Origin of the sequence: Escherichia sp. MOD1-EC6098 (assembly GCF_002965865.1) — a bacterium.
GTDB classification, from domain to species: Bacteria; Pseudomonadota; Gammaproteobacteria; order Enterobacterales; family Enterobacteriaceae; genus Escherichia; species Escherichia marmotae.
On the sequence record NZ_PTSN01000003.1, the window covers coordinates 101,579 to 123,197 of the forward strand.

A 21,619-nucleotide genomic window follows, 5' to 3' on the forward strand; every position below is an offset into this window, starting at 1 on the left:
ACCCCGCTGCCGCTTTTTTACTCTTTGGGGGATAAAAATAATCAACGCGTTTAGCCAATGTTTGTATTAGCGTCTCTTAAGAAGATTCTAACGTGGGAATTCTTATACGCTGGCAAGCGTGGGTATTGTTGACCACACTTAAAGTTCACCTTTAAAAAGGAGTCAATAATGCCGTATAAAACAAAAAGCGATCTGCCAGAAAATGTAAAACACGTTCTACCGTCTCATGCCCAGGATATCTATAAAGAGGCATTCAACAGCGCCTGGGATCAATATAAAGATAAAGAAGATTGGCGTGATGACGCCAGTCGTGAAGAGACAGCGCATAAAGTGGCCTGGTCCGCAGTGAAACATGAATATGCCAAAGGGGATGATGATAAATGGCATAAAAAAGAGTAATCCCCGGAGATGAACTAAAGCTATTCGTGCGGCGTCGCCTTGCAAGTGGTCTGAGAAATGCATATTGTCCCGAGAGTGGTTTCAAAATGAGCAGTAAAAATGTCCGGAAGACACCAATAAGTTGTCGCAAGGAAGTATGCAGTGGCGGAGGTATAAGGTGATAACGCGTGATTTCTTAATGAATGCCGATTGTAAAACGGCATTTGGTGCCATTGAAGAATCACTCTTATGGTCAGCAGAACAACGGGCGGCCTCGCTGGCGGCGACGCTGGCTTGCCGTCCTGATAACGGACCGGTGTGGATCTTCGGCTATGGGTCGCTGATGTGGAATCCGGCGCTGGAGTTTATCGAGTCGTGTACCGGTACGCTGGTTGGGTGGCACCGGGCGTTTTGCCTGCGTCTGACCGCGGGGCGCGGGACAGTGCACCAGCCGGGACGGATGCTTGCCCTGAAAGAGGGCGGTCGCACCACAGGGGTGGCGTATCGCTTACCGGAAGGGTCGCTCGAGCAGGAACTGACTTTGCTGTGGAAGCGGGAGATGATTACTGGCTGTTATCTGCCAACCTGGTGCCAGCTTGATCTTGATGACGGGCGCACAGTAAACGCACTGGTATTTATTATGGATCCACGGCATCCAGAATATGAATCCGACACTCGTGCTCAGGTCATCGCGCCGTTGATTGCGGCAGCGAGCGGTCCGCTGGGAACCAACGCACAATACCTGTTTTCACTGGAACAAGAGCTTATCAAGCTGGGGATGCAGGATGACGGGTTAAATGATTTGCTGGTGTCGGTGAAAAAACTGCTGGCGGATAATTTTCCGGATGGTGTGTTACGGCCAGGATTTGCCTGATGAAACATCTGTCATAGTGGGGCGTCGGACGCCCCGCCAGACATTAAAATGTGAGCACTTTATCGGCTGCCAGCGTCCATTGCGCCAGTTCGACCAGAGTGCCAATTTCAACCCCGTCAATCAGCGGAAGTGGGCTGATGCCGCGACCATCGGTGCAGGTCTTGCACAGTTTCACGGGTACATTTTGCGCCGTGAGGATCTCCAGCATTTGCTGAATATTGTAGCCTTCCCCTGGTTTTTGTCCGCGCAATCCGGCAGTGACCGCATCAGACATCAGAAACAGACGCAGATCCAGGTCGCTCTTCTGCTCTCGTAGCGCAATGGCCAGCCGCAGGCTGTTAAATAAGGATTCACTCCCGTAGGGGGCTCCATTGGCAACGATCACGATTTTTTGCATTATTCACTCCTGTATTCAGAGAATTAGACTTTCTATTTATATCTTACTGTTTTTGTGCTGTCTGACCAATTTGCCGCATTTTTAGGATTTTCCATAAAGCGTGAGAAAGTACGAGAAAAGTTACCAGTAATCGTTATTCTATAAAGTAATGAGTGTTCATTTTTATCGGAAACTACTGACGTTTTGAGCCGTATCGTCTTTCGTGTTATCCCGCTTTTTTTACTCTTGCTGCTGGCAGGCGGTATGGCTGATGCACAGCCATCCTTTGAGCAGCAATCGGCAAATCCTTTTGATAACGATAATGATGGTCTGCCGGATTTAGGAATGGCACCGGAAAATCATGACGGTGAAAAACACTTCGCTGAAATTGTGAAAGATTTTGGTGAAACCAGTATGACTGATAACGGTCAGGATACAGGCGAACAAGCGAAAGCCTTTGCGCTGGGAAAAGTCCGTGATGCGCTTAGCCAGCAGGTTAATCAGCATGTAGAATCCTGGCTTTCGCCGTGGGGGAACGCCAGTGTTGACGTCAAAGTGGATAACGAAGGACATTTCACCGGAAGTCGGGGAAGCTGGTTTGTACCGTTGCTGGATAACGAGCGCTATCTCACATGGAGCCAGGTTGGACTGACCCAGCAAGACGATGGTCTGGTAAGTAATCTTGGCGTGGGTCAACGCTGGAAGCATGGCTCGTGGTTGATGGGATACAACACGTTTTATGACAACTTGTTGGATGAAAATCTTCAGCGGGCAGGCTTTGGTGCTGAAGCCTGGGGAGAATATCTGCGCCTGTCGGCAAATTATTATCAGCCTTTTGCCTCATGGCGTGAACAGACAGCTTCGCTTGAGCAACGTATGGCGCGCGGTTACGATCTGACCGCCCGAATGCGAATGCCGTTTTACCAACATATCAACACCAGCGTCAGCGTCGAACAATATTTTGGCCAGAGTGTTGATCTGTTTAACTCTGGCACGGGGTATCACAATCCAGTTGCCTTGAGTCTGGGGCTAAATTACACACCTGTGCCACTCGTCACAGTGACCGCCCAGCATAAACAAGGCGAAAGTGGAGAACGCCAAAATAACCTCGGACTGAATATTAACTACCGTTTTGGCGTGCCGCTCAATAAACAACTGTCTGCTGGTGAAGTTGCGGAAAGTCAGTCGCTGCGCGGTAGTCGCTATGACAATCCGCAGCGAAATAATTTGCCGGTTATTGAGTATCATCAGCGTAAAACTTTAACGGTGTTTCTGGCGACGCCGCCCTGGGATCTTAAACCCGGCGAATCTGTACCGCTGAAATTACAAATCCACAGTCGTTACGGTATTCGCCAATTGATCTGGCAGGGAGATACGCAGATGTTAAGTCTGACGTCGGGAGCAACTGCCAACAGTACGGATGGCTGGACGCTGATCATGCCGGACTGGCAGAGCGGGGAAGGGGCGAGCAATCACTGGCGATTGTCGGTGGTGGTGGAAGATAACCAGGGACAGCGTGTCTCCTCCAATGAGATCACGCTAACGCTTGCCGAACCTTTCGATGCGATGGCAAAGGACGAACTGCGCTGGGAACCATAATCAGAAAATACGTTCCTGATGCACCCATACCGCGGCTTCCACACGAGATTTGAGCTTCATTTTTTTCAGCATGTGCTTCACATGTACTTTTACCGTGCTTTCTGTGATGTCCAGGCGGCGGGCAATCATCTTATTCGGTAAGCCCTGAGCAATCAGCTTCAAAATATCGCGCTCGCGCGGCGTTAACTGGTTGACGTCGCGTTCAGTAGTCGCGCGGTTAGCACGCAGGCTGGCGGCCAGAACGGGGGTTAACGCCTCGCTTAATACCATTTCGCCAGCAGCAGCCTGATGTAACGCTTTCAACAGATCTTCCGGCTCCATATCTTTTAACAGATAGCCATCTGCGCCGCGTTTCAGGGCGGTGACCACGTCCTCTTCATGGTTAGAGACGCTGAATACCACAATGCGACCGGATAAAGATTTTTCACGCAGTTTATCCAGCGTTTCCAGACCGTTCATGCCGGGCATATTCAGATCAAGCAGAATCAGATCCGGATCGAGAGATTCCGCCAGTTCAATACCCTGCTCGCCATTACTTGCTTCGCCAACCACGGTGATATCGGGGGCCATGCTGATAAGCTGTTTTACGCCAGTTCGCAGCATCGGGTGATCGTCGATCAGCAGGATAGTAGCCGGTTCCTGATTACTCATGGGTATCTCCTTGGACGTCTGTGAAAGTTTTTTCGGGAATAAAAGTGACCACCACTTCGGTGCCACCTGATTCACGACGGCGGACGCGGCAGTCGCCACGCAGACTTTGCGCACGGTCACGCATAATTATCATGCCGTAGTGATTGCTGCGGATGGCATTTTCAGGCACTCCGCAGCCGTTATCCTGGACGGTCAGTTTGACCTGATTATCGTTTTGCGCCACTGTTACCACGACCTCGCTCGCTTGCGAATGTTTGAGGGCGTTACTTAATGCCTCACGGGCAATTTGCAACAGATGGATTGCCTGATGCGAAGGCACCAGGCGCGGTGGCAATTGGTAATCCAGCTTCACCGGAAAGCCAAATTTGGCGCTGTATTCTTCACAACTTGCTTCCAGTGCCGGGCGTAACCCCGGTTCGGTGAGCTGTAAACGGAATGTGGTGAGCAGCTCACGCAACTGCGCCCAGGAAGCATTCAGTTCGTTACGGATCTGGCTTAACAGGTCGCGGCTGCTTTCTGGCAGCGCGTCGCCTTGCATCTGTAAACAACTCACCTGCATCTTCATGCAAGAGAGAGATTGGGCAATAGAATCATGCAGTTCGCGCGCAATGGTGGCACGCTCTTCCATCACGATCAACTGCTGCTGGCGTTCCTGATGGCGATCCAGTGCCAGAGTGGCGGTTAATTGCTCAACCAGCGTATCCACCAGTTGCTGTTGATCATGGCTTAGATGGCGGCCCTGCGGCAGAGTCGCCAGCAAAATTCCGTACTGCATATGAGAATCGGTCAGTCGCCATTTCAGGGTCGTGCCGCGATCGCCAACAGGTAATACGCCGCGCGGGCAGAGTTGGCAGCCTTTGTCGTCGCAGGTCATATCCGACTGGCAGGTGAACTCCTGATGGTTCTCTTCATCTTCAGTGTCATACACCCGCAGTTCGATATCACGCAGTAGGGTTAAATTTTGTAAGCCGTTGAGTACGGGAGACAGGCGTTCACACAGCGGGGCGCGAGAATGCAAACGACGGTTAGCCTGCCACAAAAAAGAGAGGATCTGATTTTTATGTTCCAGACCGGCGGTTTTTTCCCGTACTCGCTGCTCAAGTACGGCATAACTCTCCGCCAGTTCCGCAGACATATTGTTCAGCGCTGTTCCTAACATCGCCATTTCATTGCGACCGCTGATATGTGCCCGCTGGCTAAAATCACGGTGACTTACCGCACTCGCCATCGCCAGCAATTGCCGCCACGGTTGCAGCAGTCGCGCTCGCAGCCAGATAATGGTGAAGACCAAGAGCAATGTCATAAACACCGCCATCACCCGGTGGACCATCACTACCGTCTCAATGCGCATTTCAGTGGTGTGATCAAAACCTGAGACTAACTGATCCAGCCCGGCAACAAACTGACTGACGTCTGCCGATACGGTTTCTCTGGTTTGCGCACGTAATAGTCCTGGAACGAGTTCATTGCGCCAGTACTCCTGCAAACTTTTTAGTTGTTCCTGTTGCCCGTCGCGTTCTGCGGCACGGCTTAATTCTGGGCTAAAGGCGGTTTGCTCCATCTCTTTTAGCAACGGCGTGTCTTTCTCGCTTAATGGCACCGCTGCCAGCAGGCGGTAACTTTGCATACGCAGCGATCCTGCTTTGTTGATGGCATGAGCGCTGCCCTGAACGCCTTGCACCAGCCAGCCAGAAACCGCCATCCCCGCCAGTCCAATAGCGGTAGAAAGCAAAACAATAAGCGCAACCTGATTGACCAGGGTGAGCGGAGAGAGACAACGTTTAAGCATGTAAACCTCTTCCTTCAGGCTTTGAATGAGCAATAACCTTAATGAATGTGATGATACATTCTGAAATGGCATTATTCTCAGCTATTGGCTGAAGTATACCCATACCCGGAAAGAGTTACTCCTTATTTGCCGTGTGGTTAGGCGTTTTACATCAGTAAGGGTAGGGATTTTACAGCGCCGTGAAAAATCTCATAATTTTTATGAAATCTCTGTACTCACTATGGGTAATGATAAATATCAATGATAGATAAAGTTATATTGTCGTTTGATTTATATCAAATTACCTTTAGCTACAGCCACTAAGGTGGCAGACATCGAAACGAGTATCAGAGGTGTCTATGAGTCACTCATCCGCCCCCGAAAGGGCTACTGGAGCTGTCATTACAGATTGGCGACCGGAAGATCCTGCGTTCTGGCAACAACGCGGTCAACGTATTGCCAGCCGCAACCTGTGGATTTCCGTTCCCTGTCTGCTGCTGGCGTTTTGCGTATGGATGTTATTCAGTGCTGTCGCGGTGAACTTACCGAAAGTCGGCTTTAATTTTACGACCGATCAGCTATTTCTTTTAACCGCACTACCTTCGGTTTCTGGCGCATTATTGCGGGTGCCATACTCCTTTATGGTTCCAATCTTCGGTGGGCGTCGCTGGACGGCGTTTAGTACTGGTATTCTGATTATTCCTTGTGTCTGGCTGGGTTTTGCCGTGCAGGATACCACTACGCCATACAGCGTATTTATCATCATTTCTCTGCTGTGCGGCTTTGCTGGCGCGAACTTCGCTTCCAGTATGGCAAACATCAGCTTCTTCTTTCCGAAGCAGAAACAGGGTGGCGCGCTGGGCCTGAATGGTGGTCTGGGTAACATGGGCGTCAGCGTTATGCAGTTGGTTGCTCCGCTGGTGGTATCACTGTCGATTTTTGCTGCATTTGGTAGCCAGGGCGTAACACAACCGGATGGCAGCGAATTGTATCTGGCTAACGCCTCCTGGATATGGGTGCCGTTCCTCGCCATCTTCACCATTGCGGCGTGGTTTGGCATGAACGACCTTGCTACCTCGAAAGCCTCCATCAAGGAGCAGTTGCCGGTACTCAAACGGGGTCATCTGTGGATTATGAGCCTGCTGTATCTGGCGACTTTCGGCTCCTTCATCGGCTTCTCTGCGGGTTTTGCCATGCTGTCAAAAACGCAGTTCCCGGATGTGCAGATTCTGCACTACGCCTTCTTCGGACCGTTTATTGGCGCACTGGCACGTTCTGCGGGGGGGGCTCTGTCTGACCGTCTCGGCGGCACCCGTGTAACGCTGGTGAACTTTGTCCTGATGGCGATTTTCAGCGGCCTGCTGTTCCTCACCTTACCGACTGACGGGCAGGGCGGAAGTTTCATGGCGTTCTTCGCGGTCTTCCTCGCGCTGTTCCTGACGGCGGGGTTGGGGAGTGGTTCCACCTTCCAGATGATTTCCGTGATTTTCCGTAAACTGACGATGGATCGCGTGAAAGCAGAAGGTGGTTCTGACGAACGCGCTATGCGTGAGGCTGCAACCGACACTGCAGCGGCGCTGGGCTTTATCTCTGCCATTGGTGCTATCGGTGGCTTCTTTATCCCGAAAGCGTTCGGTAGCTCACTGGCATTAGCGGGTTCGCCAGTCGGTGCAATGAAAGTATTTTTGATTTTCTATATCGCCTGCGTGGTAATTACCTGGGTGGTATATGGTCGGCATTCTAAAAAATAAATCGTAATATTTGATTATCCTTTGCGCGGCGTAATGTCGCGCTTTTTTTATTTGTCATTTAGTTACAACATCCTTCCAGAGAGATAATTATTTCAACGGCGTCATTAAGCATCATTAATATGTCATCCATGGGGGATACTCCTTAATACCCACCTGTATAAAAATCCGAAGCGTTTAAATGTGCTTAGATGTAAAAGTCATTAACTTACAATATGTTAGGTGAAACATTTTAATTACCCCAAAGGGGTATATTAGGAAATTACTTTATTTTTCATCCCCTCCACACTTGATCGTTATCAATTCCCACGACGTTTCAGAGCGTTACCTTCATTTTAAACATTAGCAATGTCGATTTATCAGAGAGCCGACAGGCTCCCACAGGAGAAAACCGATGAGTAAATTCCTGGACCGGTTTCGCTACTTCAAACAGAAGGGTGAAACCTTTGCCGATGGGCATGGCCAGCTTCTCAATACCAACCGTGACTGGGAGGATGGATATCGCCAGCGTTGGCAGCATGACAAAATCGTCCGCTCTACCCACGGGGTAAACTGCACCGGCTCCTGTAGCTGGAAAATCTACGTTAAAAACGGTCTGGTGACCTGGGAAACCCAGCAGACTGACTATCCGCGTACCCGTCCGGATCTGCCAAACCATGAACCTCGCGGCTGCCCGCGCGGTGCCAGCTATTCCTGGTATCTCTATAGCGCCAACCGCCTGAAATACCCGATGATGCGCAAACGCCTGATGAAAATGTGGCGTGAAGCGAAAGCGCTGCATAGCGATCCGGTTGAGGCATGGGCTTCTATTATTGAAGACGCCGATAAGGCGAAAAGCTTTAAGCAAGCGCGTGGACGCGGTGGTTTTGTTCGTTCTTCCTGGCAGGAAGTGAACGAACTGATCGCCGCGTCTAACGTTTACACCATCAAAAACTACGGTCCGGACCGTGTTGCTGGTTTCTCGCCAATCCCGGCAATGTCGATGGTTTCTTACGCATCGGGTGCCCGCTATCTCTCCCTGATTGGCGGTACTTGCTTAAGCTTCTATGACTGGTACTGCGACCTGCCTCCAGCTTCTCCGCAAACCTGGGGGGAGCAGACTGACGTGCCGGAATCTGCTGACTGGTACAACTCCAGCTACATCATTGCCTGGGGTTCTAACGTTCCGCAGACCCGTACTCCAGATGCTCACTTCTTTACCGAAGTGCGTTACAAAGGCACCAAAACCGTTGCCGTAACGCCTGACTATGCTGAGATCGCTAAACTGTGCGACCTGTGGCTGGCACCGAAACAAGGCACCGATGCGGCGATGGCGCTGGCGATGGGCCACGTAATGCTGCGTGAGTTCCATCTTGATAACCCAAGTCAGTATTTCACCGACTATGTGCGTCGCTACACCGACATGCCGATGCTGGTGATGCTGGAAGAACGCGATGGTTATTACGCTGCGGGTCGTATGCTGCGTGCCGCTGATCTGGTTGACGCGCTGGGCCAGGAAAACAATCCTGAATGGAAAACCGTGGCCTTTAATACGCAAGGCGAAATGGTCGCGCCGAATGGTTCTATTGGCTTCCGCTGGGGCGAGAAGGGCAAATGGAATCTGGAGCAACGTGACGGCAAAACCGGCGAAGAAACCGAACTGCAACTTAGCCTGCTGGGTAGCCAGGATGAGATTGCTGAAGTGGGCTTCCCGTACTTTGGCGGCGACGGCACTGAACACTTTAACAAAGTGGAACTGGAAAACGTTCTGCTGCACAAACTGCCGGTGAAACGCCTGCAACTGGCTGATGGCAGCACCGCGCTGGTGACTACGGTTTATGACTTGACGCTGGCAAACTATGGCCTGGAACGTGGTCTGAACGACGTCAACTGCGCAACCAGCTATGACGATGTGAAAGCCTACACTCCGGCCTGGGCTGAGAAGATCACCGGTGTCTCACGTTCGCAAATTATCCGTATAGCCCGTGAATTTGCTGACAACGCTGATAAAACGCACGGTCGTTCGATGATTATCGTTGGTGCCGGTCTGAACCACTGGTATCACCTCGATATGAACTATCGTGGTCTGATCAACATGCTGATTTTCTGCGGTTGTGTCGGTCAGAGCGGCGGCGGCTGGGCACACTACGTAGGTCAGGAAAAACTGCGTCCGCAAACCGGCTGGCAGCCGTTGGCGTTTGCCCTTGACTGGCAGCGTCCGGCACGTCATATGAACAGTACCTCTTATTTCTATAACCACTCCAGCCAGTGGCGTTATGAAACCGTCACGGCGGAAGAGCTGCTGTCACCGCTGGCGGATAAATCCCGTTATACCGGCCACATGATCGACTTTAACGTGCGTGCTGAACGTATGGGCTGGCTGCCATCTGCTCCGCAGTTAGGCACTAACCCGCTGACCATCGCACGTGAAGCAGAAAAAGCCGGGATGAATCCGGTTGACTATACGGTGAAATCCCTGAAAGACGGTTCCATTCGTTTTGCTGCGGAGCAGCCGGAAAACGGCAAAAACCATCCGCGTAACCTGTTCATCTGGCGTTCTAACCTGCTGGGTTCTTCCGGTAAAGGTCACGAGTTTATGCTCAAGTACCTGCTGGGGACGGAACATGGTATCCAGGGCAAAGATCTGGGGCAGCAGGGCGGAGTGAAGCCGGAAGAAGTGGACTGGCAGGACAACGGTCTGGAAGGCAAGTTGGATCTGGTGGTGACGCTGGACTTCCGTCTGTCTAGCACCTGTCTCTACTCCGACATCATTTTGCCGACTGCAACCTGGTACGAAAAAGACGACATGAATACTTCGGATATGCATCCGTTTATTCACCCGCTGTCTGCGGCGGTCGATCCGGCCTGGGAAGCGAAAAGTGACTGGGAAATCTACAAAGCCATCGCGAAGAAATTCTCCGAAGTGTGCGTTGGTCATCTGGGTAAAGAAACCGACATCGTCACGCTGCCGATCCAGCACGATTCTGCCGCTGAACTGGCGCAGCCGCTGGATGTAAAAGACTGGAAAAAAGGCGAATGCGACCTGATCCCAGGTAAAACCGCACCGCACATTATGGTCGTAGAGCGCGATTATCCGGCAACTTACGAACGCTTTACCTCTATCGGTCCGCTGATGGAGAAAATCGGCAACGGTGGTAAAGGTATCGCCTGGAACACCCAGAGCGAGATGGATCTGCTGCGTAAGCTCAACTACACCAAAGCGGAAGGTCCGGCGAAAGGCCAGCCGATGCTCAACACGGCGATTGATGCGGCAGAAATGATCCTGACGCTGGCACCAGAAACCAACGGTCAGGTAGCCGTGAAAGCCTGGGCGGCACTGAGTGAGTTTACTGGTCGTGACCATACGCATCTGGCGCTGAATAAAGAAGACGAGAAGATCCGCTTCCGCGATATTCAGGCACAGCCGCGTAAAATTATCTCCAGCCCGACCTGGTCTGGTCTGGAAGATGAACACGTTTCTTACAACGCCGGTTACACCAACGTTCACGAGTTGATTCCGTGGCGCACGCTCTCTGGTCGCCAGCAGTTGTATCAGGATCATCAGTGGATGCGTGATTTCGGTGAAAGCCTGCTGGTCTATCGTCCGCCGATCGACACCCGTTCGGTGAAAGAAGTGATGGGGCAGAAATCCAACGGTAATCCGGAAAAAGCCCTCAACTTCCTGACGCCGCACCAGAAGTGGGGGATCCACTCCACTTACAGCGACAACCTGCTGATGCTGACCTTAGGTCGCGGTGGCCCGGTGGTCTGGCTGAGCGAAGCTGATGCGAAAGAGCTGGGTATTGCCGATAACGACTGGATTGAAGTCTTCAACAGCAACGGTGCGCTAACTGCCCGTGCGGTTGTCAGCCAGCGTGTTCCGGCAGGGATGACCATGATGTACCACGCGCAGGAACGTATCGTTAACTTGCCTGGTTCAGAAATCACCCAACAGCGTGGGGGCATCCATAACTCGGTCACCCGTATTACGCCGAAACCGACGCATATGATCGGTGGCTATGCCCATCTGGCATACGGCTTTAACTACTACGGCACCGTAGGTTCTAACCGCGATGAGTTTGTTGTAGTGCGTAAGATGAAGAACATTGACTGGTTAGATGGCGAAGGCAATGACCAGGTACAGGAGAGCGTAAAATGAAAATTCGTTCACAAGTCGGCATGGTGCTGAATCTCGATAAGTGCATCGGCTGCCACACCTGTTCAGTTACCTGTAAAAACGTCTGGACCAGCCGCGAAGGCGTGGAGTACGCGTGGTTCAACAACGTTGAAACCAAGCCGGGTCAGGGTTTCCCGACCGACTGGGAAAACCAGGAAAAATATAAAGGCGGCTGGATCCGTAAAATCAACGGCAAACTGCAACCGCGCATGGGTAACCGCGCCATGTTGTTGGGTAAAATCTTCGCTAACCCGCATCTGCCGGGGATCGACGATTATTACGAGCCGTTCGATTTTGACTATCAGAACCTGCATACCGCGCCGGAAGGCAGCAAATCGCAGCCGATTGCTCGTCCGCGTTCGCTGATTACTGGCGAACGGATGGCGAAAATCGAAAAAGGGCCGAACTGGGAAGATGACCTGGGCGGCGAATTTGACAAACTGGCGAAAGACAAGAACTTCGACAACATCCAGAAGGCGATGTATAGCCAGTTCGAAAACACCTTCATGATGTATCTGCCGCGCCTGTGCGAACACTGTCTGAACCCGGCATGTGTGGCGACCTGCCCGAGCGGTGCGATCTACAAGCGTGAAGAAGATGGCATCGTCCTGATCGATCAGGATAAATGCCGTGGCTGGCGTATGTGCATCACCGGATGCCCGTACAAAAAAATCTACTTCAACTGGAAGAGCGGTAAGTCTGAGAAATGCATTTTCTGTTATCCGCGTATTGAAGCGGGTCAGCCGACCGTGTGTTCAGAAACCTGCGTGGGTCGTATCCGTTATCTCGGCGTGCTGCTGTACGATGCGGACGCTATTGAACGTGCAGCCAGCACCGAGAACGAGAAAGATCTCTACCAGCGCCAACTGGAAGTGTTCCTCGATCCGAACGATCCGAAAGTCATTGAGCAGGCAATTAAGGACGGTATTCCGTTGAGTGTTATTGAAGCGGCACAGCAGTCGCCGGTTTATAAAATGGCGATGGAGTGGAAGCTGGCGCTGCCGCTGCATCCGGAATATCGCACGCTGCCGATGGTCTGGTACGTTCCGCCTCTGTCACCGATTCAGTCTGCGGCAGATGCGGGCGAACTGGGTAGCAACGGCATTCTGCCAGACGTTGAAAGTCTGCGTATCCCGGTTCAGTATCTGGCGAATCTGCTGACCGCCGGTGATACCCAACCGGTGCTGCTCGCGCTGAAACGTATGCTGGCAATGCGTCATTACAAACGAGCTGAAACCGTTGACGGTAAAGTCGATACCCGTGCGCTGGAAGAGGTCGGTCTGACCGAAGCTCAGGCGCAGGAGATGTACCGTTATCTGGCAATTGCTAACTATGAAGATCGCTTTGTGGTGCCGAGCAGCCATCGTGAACTGGCGCGGGAAGCTTTCCCGGAGAAAAATGGCTGCGGCTTTACCTTTGGTGACGGCTGCCACGGCTCAGATACGAAATTTAATCTGTTCAACAGCCGCCGTATCGATGCCATCGACGTGACCAGCAAAACGGAGCCGCATCCATGATCGAACTCGTGATTGTTTCGCGCCTCCTTGAATATCCGGATGCTGCCTTGTGGCAGCATCAACAAGAGATGTTTGAGGCTATTGCCGCGTCGGAAAACTTACAGAAAGAAGATGCCCATGCGCTGGGCATTTTCCTGCGTGATTTAACCGCGCTTGATCCGCTGGATGCGCAGGCGCAGTACAGCGAACTGTTTGACCGTGGTCGCGCCACATCGCTACTGCTGTTCGAACATGTTCATGGCGAATCCCGCGATCGTGGCCAGGCAATGGTTGACCTGTTGGCGCAGTACGAGCAGCACGGCTTGCAGCTAAATAGCCGTGAATTGCCGGATCATCTGCCGCTGTATCTGGAGTATCTGGCGCAGTTGCCGAAAAGCGAAGCGGTAGGGGGCTTGCAGGACATTGCGCCGATTCTGGCGTTGCTGAGTGCTCGTCTGCAACAGCGTGAGAGCCGCTACGCGGTGTTGTTTGATTTGCTGCTCAAACTGGCGAATACCGCTATCGACAGCGACAAAGTGGCGGAAAAAATTGCCGATGAAGCACGCGATGATACGCCGCAGGCGCTGGATGCCGTCTGGGAAGAAGAGCAGGTTAAGTTCTTTGCTGACAAAGGCTGCGGTGATTCGGCAATCACTGCCCATCAACGTCGCTTTGCGGGTGCCGTCGCGCCGCAATATCTGAATATCACCACCGGAGGACAGCACTAATGCAATTCCTGAATATGTTCTTCTTTGATATCTACCCGTACATTGCAGGGGCGGTCTTCCTGATTGGTAGCTGGCTGCGCTATGACTACGGGCAGTACACCTGGCGCGCGGCGTCCAGCCAGATGCTGGATCGCAAAGGGATGAACCTGGCGTCGAACCTGTTCCATATCGGGATTCTGGGGATTTTTGTCGGTCACTTCCTCGGTATGCTGACGCCGCACTGGGTTTACGAAGCGTGGCTGCCGATTGAAGTGAAACAGAAAATGGCGATGTTTGCTGGTGGTGCCAGCGGCGTGCTGTGCCTGATTGGCGGTGTGCTGTTACTGAAACGCCGTCTGTTCAGCCCGCGCGTGCGTGCAACCACTACCGGAGCAGACATCCTGATCCTGTCACTGTTAGTCATCCAGTGTGCACTGGGTTTGCTGACCATTCCATTCTCCGCTCAGCATATGGACGGTAGTGAGATGATGAAACTGGTTGGTTGGGCGCAGTCAGTAGTGACCTTCCACGGTGGCGCTTCTCAACACCTCGACGGTGTGGCGTTTATTTTCCGTCTGCACCTGGTGCTGGGAATGACTTTATTCCTGCTGTTCCCGTTCTCGCGTTTGGTACACATCTGGAGCGTACCGGTAGAGTATTTGACGCGTAAGTATCAGTTGGTGCGTGCTCGCCACTAAGCCAGAAAAATAAGTCGTCTGGCGCAAAATGGCAAAGTGCCTGATGCGCTGCGCTTATCAGGCCTACGAGAATTCTGCAATATATGGAATTAGCTCATTTTTGTAGGCCTCACGCCGCATCCGGCATAACGCAGAGTACGTTGTCAGCCTGCTGAAATTGCCAGTTACACACTGTCAATTTTTTCGGATTGTAGGGAAACGTATCCCACCTCTATGATAGGTCCCCCTGGAGCAGTGAAGGAGCACTGACCGTGGATCGACCTAATCAACCGACGATCTCCGCGGCGTTAAAAATAATCGCCACGGGGATCGCCTTACCACCGAATAAAATCACTTCTCAACAACTGGATGTTCAGCTAAATAAACCTGCGGGCTATGTTGAGCGACGTTCCGGCATTTGCTGGCGTTATTTCGCCAGTAACGACGCCAGTCAGGCCGAACTGGCAGCAGAAGCTTTGCATAATGCGTTGTCGACTGCTGCGTTAAAACCGTGTGATATTGATCTGTTAATTTGTGCGTCAGCCGTTGCTGTACAGGCATTACCCTGTAGCGCAATTCATATTCTCAAAGCCGCAGCCATGCCTGCAGGCATTGCCGGGTTTGATATCAACAGCAGTTGCGTTAGCTTTATTTCTGCACTGGAAGTGGCTGCCGGATTATTAAACAGCGGAGCATATCGGCGGATCGCCATCGTTTCGGCGGATATCGCTTCACGCGGTATTGACTGGAACCATGAAGAATCGTCATTAATTTTTGGTGATGGTGCGGCGTGCGCGATTGTTGAGCGGGGCAATGGTCGCAGCGGGATTATTGCCAGCCTGATCGAAATGTACCCCGAAGGCAGCGAACTATGTGAAATACGCGCTGGCGGCACGCGGTGTAATCCACGCTCAGGCGTCAGTAACAGCGACTTTCTTTTTCATATGCAGGGGAAACCGCTGTTTCGTTTTGCCTCTTCGCTTATTGAAGATTATTTTTCGCGCTTACTGCAAAAAAGCGACCTGCGACTGAGTGATATCGGCACGGTCGTTCCTCACCAGGCCAGTCATCTATCCCTTGAACATATGCGAAAACGGCTGCAAGTGCCGGGACCCGCGCTCGTCGATGTCTACCGTTTCTACGGCAATCAGGTGGCGGCCTCTATACCCACAGCGCTGCATGAAGCGGTGATTAGCGGTCGTTTCACTGCAGGTAGACCTGCGATGTTGATTGGCACGGCAGCAGGATTAACACTGGCTGGTCTGGTGCTTTTACCGTGAAGATCCTCGTGACGGGGGCAACCAGCGGCCTGGGGCGAAATGCCGTGCAATATTTGTTGCAATCGGGGGTGTCGGTAGTGGCAACAGGGCGAAATTGCGAGGTCGGTAAAAATCTGACAAGCGCAGGCGCACAGTTTGTGGCTCTCGATTTAACCCTGGCAACTGAGGATGATTGCGCACGGCTGGTAGAAGGCTGCGATGCTGTCTGGCACTGTGCGGCGAAGTCTTCGCCCTGGGGCAACAAAACGGCATTCTGGCTCGCCAATGTCAAAGCGACCCACACTCTGGCACAGGCGGCAGGCAGGCTGAGGATCCCCCGGTTTATCCATATCTCTACGCCTGCGGTTTACTTTGATTTTCAACATCACTATGACTTGCAAGAAACCTATCTTGCGCGAGCATTCTCCAGCTATTACGCCCGCAGTAAATACGCCGCTGAGCAGGTTATTGCCAAGGCAGTAGCTCAATATCCTGCCACGAGGTTTATTCTTTTGCGTCCCCGTGGTTTGTTTGGCCCTCATGACCAGGTGATTGTTCCCCGTCTGATGCAGCAACTGCAACAGGGCGGCGGCTGCTTACGTTTGCCGCGGGGTGGTGAAGCGTTACTGGATCTCACTTTCGTGCAGAACGTGGTGTATGCCATGCAACTGGCAACGCAGGTTGCAGGCTTACGCTCGGGCAGTATTTACAACATCAGCAATCATCAGCCGCAGAAATTATCTGTAATGCTTGACGCCTTGCTGCACCAGCAATTGGGCTTGAGCTACCGAATTGCTGCCGTTCCCTGGCCATTGCTTTCTGTGGTTGCGCGAGGCCTGGAACTGTACGGGAAATGCGTTAATCAGGAACCTGTCATCACACGTTACAGCGCCGGAACACTCTGTTTTGATATGACGCTGAGTGCGCAAAAGGCCATTACAGAGCTGGGATATCACCCGCGCTTTTCGATGGAACAAGGTATTGCAATCACGGGACAATGGCTGAGGGAACATGGCAAAAATAACCGCATTTGAAACGGGCTGGTGTACACATATTGGCTGTATTGCGCTGAAAGGGGCAGGGCTGAAAGTGTGTAAATTCCCCGCCCGTGCGTGGCTGCTGGAAGCGGGTGAGAAACGCTGGCTGTGGGACACCGGCTATTCTTCGTGGTTTGCACATTACACGCAAGCCGGCGTATTTCGCTTTTATCGTCAGGTCACTCCGGTATATTTCGATCCGCAACAATCGCTGGTACGGCAACTCTCCGCACAGGGACTGATGGCGAAAGATGTTGATACGATTATTCTGTCGCATTTTCACGCCGATCATATTGCTGGCCTGCGAGATTTCCCTAATGTCGCCTGCATCTGTTCTGGTGAAGGCTGGCGGCAGGTAAGAACTCTGCGTGGTGTCGCTGCGCCAGGCCTTTGTGCCAGGGCTAATCCCGGAGAGTTTTGAGTCCTCACTCCGTTTTATTGAAAGTTTTGAAGCGGTAAGTTTGCCCGCACAACTGGCACCGTTTGAGCATGGTTACTTGCTACCAGAAAGCCGTGGTGAAGTCATTCTTGTACCGCTGCCGGGCCATGCTGCCGGACACATTGGGGCGTTTGTTCTTACTGATGACGGCTGGATTTTACTGGCTGCCGATGCCGCGTGGGCACCTGCTAGTTATCGGGAACTGCGTGGGCCGTCACCGCTGGCGCATCTGGTTATGTCTGACAGCCACGCCTACTACCGCACGCTTGGGCAATTACATCAGCTTTGGCAAAACGGCGCAGTGGATATTCGATTATGCCACGAGGGGGAACTATGATCCCGCTGATGTTGCTCTGGCGCTACTTTCGTACCCGCAGGCTGCATTTTACCGATCGTCAGGCGCTGGAAAACTGGCAAGCAAAAAGGTTGCATTTGTTCCGGCAAAATACCTTGTCTAAAAGTCTGTGGTTTCAGCGTTATCTGGCGTTGCCCTTTAACCAGTGGCCATTGATGGACAAAGCGTTAATGATGACGCATTTCGATGAGATGAATACCGCAGGTTTAAAGCGCGATGAGCTTCTCGCCTGTGCGATGCGCAGTGAGCAGAGCCGTGATTTTAAACCCTGTGTTGGCAAGTTCAGCGTTGGACTTTCATCTGGCACATCGGGGCGTCGTGGGCTTTTTGTCGTTAGCTCACAGGAGCAGCAGATTTGGGCCGCAGGTGTGCTGGCAAAAGTGTTGCCCGATGGATTGTTTGCCAAAGAGCGAGTAGCACTGTTTCTGCGAGCAGATAACAACCTCTATCAAAGTGTGAATAATCGCTGGTTAAGCCTCGATTTTTACGATCTGTTAGCGCCATTCCAGGCGCAAACCAAACGGCTGGAACAACGTTCGCCTACGATCATTGTCGCACCAGCTCAGGTATTACGCGCACTCGCGCTGGCGGTCATTGCGGGAGATTTGACGCTGAAGGTCAAAAAAGTGGTTTCGGTGGCGGAAGTTCTGGAGCCGCAGGACAGGGAATTACTGCGCAGCGTGTTCAACAATGTGGGCGAAATTTATCAGGCGACAGAAGGGGTTCTCGCTTCTACCTGCCGTTGTGGCACGTTACATCTCAATGAAGAATTTATTCACGTTGAACCACAATGGCTGGATGAACGCCGTTTCGTACCGATCGTCACTGACTTTACTCGCACCACACAACCGGTGGTGCGTTATCGACTTGATGACGTGTTGGTGGCAAGCGAACAGCCATGCCCCTGTGGCAGCGCGACAATGGCGATTGCGCGTATCGAAGGGCGGCAGGATGATCAACTGCAACTGCCGACAAGATCTGGTGATGTTCAGACCGTTTTTGCCGATGCCTGTAGTCGTGTGCTGGCGATGACGTTGCCGCTAACAGCCGATTATCGACTGCTACAAACCGGAGCAGCACAGTTGACGTTATTAGCTGATTGCGAACTGCGGATGCTGGAGCATTGTCGGGAGGCGTTGAATGCCTTGTTTATGCGCCAGAATATCGCGGTAGAGCAACTGATATGGTCGCTGGAATCGCAAACTGTGCCCGTTGCTTTTACAGCCAAGCGGCGGCGGATTGTGCGTCAGTGGGGGCGGGAATGAGCAATCTGTTGCGACGCCTGAAACAGATGCTGTTTGGCTGGGGAACTGTTGGGGTTATCTACAACTTTAGCGATCGCCTGCAAGGTGAGGGATGTCAATTAACGCCTTCCGTGATTGATAATCTGATTCCATTTTCCCCTTCAGCCGTGTGGTTGTATCTCTCGTTTTTTCTTGTTGTACCGTTAGGCTATTTATCAACACCACTTTCCCACCTGCGCTGGCTGGCCCGGTCAATGCAACTTTCGGCACTGGCGGCTGGTGTGTTTTATCTTCTCTGGCCCACAACAATGCAATATCCCCCGTTTGTGCAGTCTGGGGTATCTGCGGGTGCACTAAACGGGCTGATAGCGATTGACTCAAGCCAGAACTGTTTCCCTTCTTTACACGCTGCGCTCACGCTGTTGACAGTATGGGCAATAGCCAAAAAGGGGAACCGTTGGCTGACGCTGATGAGCGTGGTTTGGGCGATAGCTATCGCCTTTTCAATTCTGCAATTACGCAGGCATTTATTTATTGATTTAGTCGGTGGCGTGATGTTGGCGTCGATTTGCGGTTGGATAGCTGCGTGGCTGGATATGCGCGACAGGCGAGAAAGGAATATGAATCATGAGTGACTTATTAACCCCTATTATCCTGATGATGTTATTTGTGTTAGTCGAAGCCGGAGTATTGCAAGTATCAGGACGACAGAAAATCGACTGGCTGGACGTTATTTTCAATATCAACTCCGGACATATGATGCTGTGGCTATTTCGCTGCCTGGAAGTACTCTGCTATAGCCTGGTGGTCAATCACTTTAGCTTTGGGCTGTTTGATAATGCGCCCGTGATCCTGCTGTGGCTGTTTACTTTGCTGGTGTGGGATTTCGGTTTTTACTGGCTACATCGATGGCATCACGAGGTGCGCCCGCTGTGGGCGGTTCATGTAGTGCATCATCAGGGGGAACACTACAACCTGTCATTAGGTGTACGTAACTCGTGGTACTCCTCATTGACCTCAATTCCGTTTTTTATGCTGCTGGCGCTGCTTGGAGTACCACTAAGTGTCTTTCTGGCAGTTTCCATCGCGCATTACAGTTGGCAGTTTTTTAACCATAATGCGCTAACGCCGAAACTGGGTTGGCTGGAAAAGGTGCTGATCACGCCTTCTCACCATCGCATCCATCATTTGAATGAAAAACAATATGCCGATACCAATTACGGTGGCACCTTTTTGTTGTGGGATAAACTTTTTGGTTCGTATAGCGCCGGGCCGGATCATGGCAATGTTGCCTATGGCGTAAAAAATAGTCGATTATCCTGTAATCCGATGCGCGAAAGTAATCTGCCTTTTTTACGCTTAATGGGGTTTCACTCTGTTGGCAAAGCGATTGAACGCCGATACCAGAGTTCTCCGTGGGCTGTGGGTGCAGGGGTTATTCTGCTGTTTATGATGGTGCTGGGCTACATCCAGCAATATGGCTATGGCATTGAGTATATTACCAGTGAGCAGGCTGTATTATTCGTGTTACTGGTGGCAGGCTCAGTAGCTCTGGGGGGCATGGGCGATGGACAACGTTGGGGAATGATTTTGTGGTGCTCTGTGACGTTGTCACTGCTTTATTTTATTCTTTATATGTGTTCATGGAGCACTCTGGTCTGGAAGGGATTAGCTGGCGTTTTGCTGGCCCATTGTGTGTTATTCGTGAGTGGTGTGGGGCGTAAGTCGCTAAGGAAACACTATGAACCTGTTTAATCCCAACAGGTTAATCACTTTTCCTGCCGATGATCCGCACCTGGTAAAACAGTTGCAAAAGGGTACGAAAGCGTATCTGGCAAAATCAGGTGATCATCGATATGCCGACGGATGGGCATTCGCCAAAATGGTGACACTGATTATTGCTTGCCTATCCTGTTATTCACTGGCGTTGTCTCAAAGCCAGTGGGTGTTATATCTATTGTGGTATCTGGCGATGATATTTTGCGCCATGTTGTTAGCAGTCAATGTGGTGCATGACGCTTCGCACGATGCATTTTGGCGTGGTAAAAAGGCCAATGCCTGGCTTAATCGGATGGTTGCTTTTCCGATAGGGCTTGATCCTGACTGCTGGCGGGTGCGCCATGTACGCTTTCATCACGGTTTTACCAATATCGAATTTTACGATCCTGACACCGCAGAAAATGGCATTCTTCGCCAGACGCCATGGCAACGGTGGCGACCTTTTATGCGCCAGCAACATCGCTACTGGCCGCTGGTCGCGGCGCTAACCTTTCCCTGGTATATCTGGGTAGTGGACTGGCTCGATCGTGGAGGGTTCACGCCGGTAACGCCGCATCTGGCATTGCGTGGTTTTACTGGCTGGGGGTATTTTTTAGGCGGCAAACTGGCGCATTTCGCCATGTGCCTGCTGCTTCCTTTCTGGCTATTGTCCGATGTGTTTAGTTTTAGGGCTATTCTGCTGATTTATTTGCTCAGTCAAATGCTCGCTTCTCTGATCTTTGTCATGCTGATCATAGGAACACATTGGGCAAAGGGGAATACCCAGTTGCCGCCAGAAGAGGGGAAAATAGCAGTGGGCAGGCTGGCTCATACTTTCGCTACAACCTTTGACTGGACGCCACAACCGGCATCGCTTGGCTATTGGTTGGGCGGGATTAATTTGCATCTTACCCATCATCTTTTTCCCCACTGGAATCATCGCCACTATCCGGCGTTAAGTCGCATTATTGCGGATATCGCAAAGCAGAAGGGGCTGGATTACCAGTTACTGACGTTATCGGATTTGTTGGGGCTACAGCAGCAATTTTTACGGCGAATGGGTGAGAAGCCTAAGAATTGAGATAAGAACTAAGTGA

Annotated in this window: 17 protein-coding genes and 1 pseudogene; 15 read left to right on the forward strand and 3 right to left on the reverse strand. The window is 51.8% G+C overall.

Going from position 1 to position 21,619, the window contains the following annotated elements; all coding sequences use genetic code 11:
• Positions 1-168 precede the first annotated feature (168 nt).
• Together chaB and chaC are read left to right on the forward strand one after the other, a co-directional pair.
• Positions 169-399: a putative cation transport regulator ChaB gene (gene chaB / locus C0K55_RS05075; protein ID WP_105265985.1), complete on the forward strand. Its 231-nt coding sequence runs from the start codon at positions 169-171 to the stop codon at positions 397-399.
• 157 nt (positions 400-556) lie between these two features.
• The gene (gene chaC / locus C0K55_RS05080) at positions 557-1,252 is read left to right on the forward strand and encodes a glutathione-specific gamma-glutamylcyclotransferase (protein ID WP_016248767.1); all 696 of its coding nucleotides are present in this window, start codon (positions 557-559) and stop codon (positions 1,250-1,252) included.
• A gap of 43 nt (positions 1,253-1,295) precedes the next feature.
• Here the strand turns inward: chaC and ychN are convergent, their stop codons facing one another.
• Positions 1,296-1,649 carry a DsrE/F sulfur relay family protein YchN gene (gene ychN / locus C0K55_RS05085; RefSeq protein ID WP_001169672.1) on the reverse strand — a complete coding sequence of 118 codons (354 nt, stop codon included), beginning with the start codon at positions 1,647-1,649 and terminating at the stop codon, positions 1,296-1,298.
• A 183-nt stretch (positions 1,650-1,832) separates the two neighbouring features.
• Here ychN and C0K55_RS05090 point away from each other — a divergent pair, with 183 nt between their 5' ends.
• The gene (locus tag C0K55_RS05090) at positions 1,833-3,227 is read left to right on the forward strand and encodes a YchO/YchP family invasin (protein WP_000087125.1); all 1,395 of its coding nucleotides are present in this window, start codon (positions 1,833-1,835) and stop codon (positions 3,225-3,227) included.
• On the opposite strand, the gene narL is transcribed toward C0K55_RS05090, so the two are convergent.
• Together narL and narX are read right to left on the reverse strand one after the other, a co-directional pair.
• Positions 3,228-3,878 carry a two-component system response regulator NarL gene (gene narL, locus C0K55_RS05095; protein WP_000070491.1) on the reverse strand — a complete coding sequence of 217 codons (651 nt, stop codon included), beginning with the start codon at positions 3,876-3,878 and terminating at the stop codon, positions 3,228-3,230.
• Entirely contained in the window at positions 3,871-5,667 is a 1,797-nt protein-coding gene (gene narX, locus C0K55_RS05100) for a nitrate/nitrite two-component system sensor histidine kinase NarX (protein ID WP_016262059.1), read from the reverse strand. The genes narL and narX overlap by 8 nt, the downstream gene beginning before the upstream one ends.
• Before the next feature lie 338 nt (positions 5,668-6,005).
• On the opposite strand from narX, the gene narK reads away from it, so the two are divergent.
• The 12 genes and pseudogenes from narK to C0K55_RS05165 all read left to right on the forward strand — a co-directional run bounded on the left by narK (position 6,006) and on the right by C0K55_RS05165 (position 21,603).
• On the forward strand, positions 6,006-7,397 hold the full coding sequence (narK, locus tag C0K55_RS05110) for a nitrate transporter NarK (protein ID WP_105265986.1): 1,392 nt from the start codon (positions 6,006-6,008) through the stop codon (positions 7,395-7,397).
• A 391-nt stretch (positions 7,398-7,788) separates the two neighbouring features.
• Positions 7,789-11,532 (forward strand): nitrate reductase subunit alpha, encoded by a 3,744-nt coding sequence (locus C0K55_RS05115; RefSeq protein WP_000032963.1) that lies wholly within the window; start codon positions 7,789-7,791, stop codon positions 11,530-11,532.
• The gene (gene narH / locus C0K55_RS05120) at positions 11,529-13,067 is read left to right on the forward strand and encodes a nitrate reductase subunit beta (protein ID WP_000702663.1); all 1,539 of its coding nucleotides are present in this window, start codon (positions 11,529-11,531) and stop codon (positions 13,065-13,067) included. The genes C0K55_RS05115 and narH overlap by 4 nt, the downstream gene beginning before the upstream one ends.
• On the forward strand, positions 13,064-13,774 hold the full coding sequence (gene narJ / locus C0K55_RS05125; protein WP_000571675.1) for a nitrate reductase molybdenum cofactor assembly chaperone: 711 nt from the start codon (positions 13,064-13,066) through the stop codon (positions 13,772-13,774). The genes narH and narJ overlap by 4 nt, the downstream gene beginning before the upstream one ends.
• On the forward strand, positions 13,774-14,451 hold the full coding sequence (narI, locus tag C0K55_RS05130; RefSeq protein ID WP_001160120.1) for a respiratory nitrate reductase subunit gamma: 678 nt from the start codon (positions 13,774-13,776) through the stop codon (positions 14,449-14,451). Before narJ ends, narI begins: the two co-directional genes overlap by 1 nt.
• A 251-nt stretch (positions 14,452-14,702) precedes the next feature.
• Positions 14,703-15,710: a 3-oxoacyl-[acyl-carrier-protein] synthase III C-terminal domain-containing protein gene (locus tag C0K55_RS05135; protein ID WP_010375753.1), complete on the forward strand. Its 1,008-nt coding sequence runs from the start codon at positions 14,703-14,705 to the stop codon at positions 15,708-15,710.
• Entirely contained in the window at positions 15,707-16,723 is a 1,017-nt protein-coding gene (locus C0K55_RS05140; RefSeq protein ID WP_105265987.1) for an NAD-dependent epimerase/dehydratase family protein, read from the forward strand. Before C0K55_RS05135 ends, C0K55_RS05140 begins: the two co-directional genes overlap by 4 nt.
• Positions 16,701-17,502 (forward strand): annotated as a pseudogene (locus C0K55_RS05145) (MBL fold metallo-hydrolase). The gene C0K55_RS05140 and the pseudogene C0K55_RS05145 overlap by 23 nt, the downstream one beginning before the upstream one ends.
• Positions 17,499-18,785: a F390 synthetase-related protein gene (locus tag C0K55_RS05150; protein WP_105265988.1), complete on the forward strand. Its 1,287-nt coding sequence runs from the start codon at positions 17,499-17,501 to the stop codon at positions 18,783-18,785. The pseudogene C0K55_RS05145 and the gene C0K55_RS05150 overlap by 4 nt, the downstream one beginning before the upstream one ends.
• Positions 18,782-19,399, forward strand: coding sequence for a phosphatase PAP2 family protein (locus tag C0K55_RS05155; protein WP_001516515.1), 618 nt, complete (start codon positions 18,782-18,784; stop codon positions 19,397-19,399). Before C0K55_RS05150 ends, C0K55_RS05155 begins: the two co-directional genes overlap by 4 nt.
• Positions 19,392-20,519 carry a sterol desaturase family protein gene (locus C0K55_RS05160; RefSeq protein ID WP_016262057.1) on the forward strand — a complete coding sequence of 376 codons (1,128 nt, stop codon included), beginning with the start codon at positions 19,392-19,394 and terminating at the stop codon, positions 20,517-20,519. The genes C0K55_RS05155 and C0K55_RS05160 overlap by 8 nt, the downstream gene beginning before the upstream one ends.
• Complete coding sequence (locus C0K55_RS05165) at positions 20,506-21,603, forward strand: fatty acid desaturase family protein (protein WP_001516513.1); 1,098 nt, start codon at positions 20,506-20,508, stop codon at positions 21,601-21,603. The genes C0K55_RS05160 and C0K55_RS05165 overlap by 14 nt, the downstream gene beginning before the upstream one ends.
• Positions 21,604-21,619: the final 16 nt, after the last annotated feature.

What these genes read in the sequence shown, in the direction of transcription:
- ychN (WP_001169672.1), bottom strand. Translation starts at nt 1,649, where the DNA reads ATGCAAAAAATCGTGATCGTTGCCAATGGAGCCCCCTACGGGAGTGAA.
- C0K55_RS05155 (WP_001516515.1), top strand. Translation starts at nt 18,782, where the DNA reads ATGAGCAATCTGTTGCGACGCCTGAAACAGATGCTGTTTGGCTGGGGA.
- chaB (WP_105265985.1), top strand. Translation starts at nt 169, where the DNA reads ATGCCGTATAAAACAAAAAGCGATCTGCCAGAAAATGTAAAACACGTT.
- narK (WP_105265986.1), top strand. Translation starts at nt 6,006, where the DNA reads ATGAGTCACTCATCCGCCCCCGAAAGGGCTACTGGAGCTGTCATTACA.
- C0K55_RS05150 (WP_105265988.1), top strand. Translation starts at nt 17,499, where the DNA reads ATGATCCCGCTGATGTTGCTCTGGCGCTACTTTCGTACCCGCAGGCTG.
- narH (WP_000702663.1), top strand. Translation starts at nt 11,529, where the DNA reads ATGAAAATTCGTTCACAAGTCGGCATGGTGCTGAATCTCGATAAGTGC.
- C0K55_RS05160 (WP_016262057.1), top strand. Translation starts at nt 19,392, where the DNA reads ATGAGTGACTTATTAACCCCTATTATCCTGATGATGTTATTTGTGTTA.
- narI (WP_001160120.1), top strand. Translation starts at nt 13,774, where the DNA reads ATGCAATTCCTGAATATGTTCTTCTTTGATATCTACCCGTACATTGCA.
- narJ (WP_000571675.1), top strand. Translation starts at nt 13,064, where the DNA reads ATGATCGAACTCGTGATTGTTTCGCGCCTCCTTGAATATCCGGATGCT.
- C0K55_RS05115 (WP_000032963.1), top strand. Translation starts at nt 7,789, where the DNA reads ATGAGTAAATTCCTGGACCGGTTTCGCTACTTCAAACAGAAGGGTGAA.
- C0K55_RS05165 (WP_001516513.1), top strand. Translation starts at nt 20,506, where the DNA reads ATGAACCTGTTTAATCCCAACAGGTTAATCACTTTTCCTGCCGATGAT.
- narL (WP_000070491.1), bottom strand. Translation starts at nt 3,878, where the DNA reads ATGAGTAATCAGGAACCGGCTACTATCCTGCTGATCGACGATCACCCG.
- narX (WP_016262059.1), bottom strand. Translation starts at nt 5,667, where the DNA reads ATGCTTAAACGTTGTCTCTCTCCGCTCACCCTGGTCAATCAGGTTGCG.